This window comes from Stappia indica, from assembly GCF_001696535.1.
Lineage (GTDB): Bacteria > Pseudomonadota > Alphaproteobacteria > Rhizobiales > Stappiaceae > Stappia > Stappia indica.
Genome location: NZ_MBQE01000014.1, coordinates 1 through 627, shown reverse-complemented (window position 1 = coordinate 627; position 627 = coordinate 1). Strand labels below are relative to the sequence as shown.

The following is a 627-nucleotide window of genomic DNA, read 5'->3' as shown; positions in this document are numbered from 1 at the left end:
CTGTTTAGTGCTCAGTATTGCATTCAGAATAATAGAGTAACACAACCACAATTGTGTAATTGGAGGGGTTTTTCCCGTCCTGCAGAGACTTAGCATTGCTCTGACCTCTGCCTGCATTTAGAGGATGAGAGGAACTTATATTCTTTGTTGTATGTATTCTTATTCTGGTGAAAGCAGTTTGCCGCGACCCTGTCGCACTCACAAATGGTCCTCAGGCACCCGTTGTTTCTTCCGCAGACGATATTCCCTCTCTGAAAGCTGTAGGAGTAGATGGCCAGTTTGGGGTTGCAGCCTTTCACTCCCCCGTAACAGCAGTCGTGCACGAAGCAGCAGCGGTCGGTGGCGTCCTTTGGCGTGCCTTGGCCCCCCCAGCCGCAGTAGCATCCGTAAGAGATGTAGTTCCAAACAGAAAATGCTCCCAGCTTTGCGTTGATCATCCTCGCGAACTGGAAAAGGTTCCCTTCAACGCCTATCAGGCACACGGCCACTATCCAGAGAGTCCTCATCCTCCTGAATCCAGACAGCTGGCAGCCTTTTCTCAGAGTTGAAGGGGGTCCAGAAGCACCTCCAGGCTCCCTCTGCTCCTCTGAGAGAAGGCTGCCAACTGTCTGGATTCAGGAGGATGAG

The 627-nt window shown here is 51.7% G+C and carries 1 protein-coding gene; it reads right to left on the bottom strand.

The window, feature by feature from the left end:
- Positions 1–89: 89 nt before the first annotated feature.
- A complete protein-coding gene (locus tag BBX35_RS24100; RefSeq protein WP_083206564.1) occupies positions 90–506 on the bottom strand; it encodes a phospholipase A2 family protein in 417 nt (138 codons plus the stop codon).
- Between the last annotated feature and the right edge of the window lie 121 nt (positions 507–627).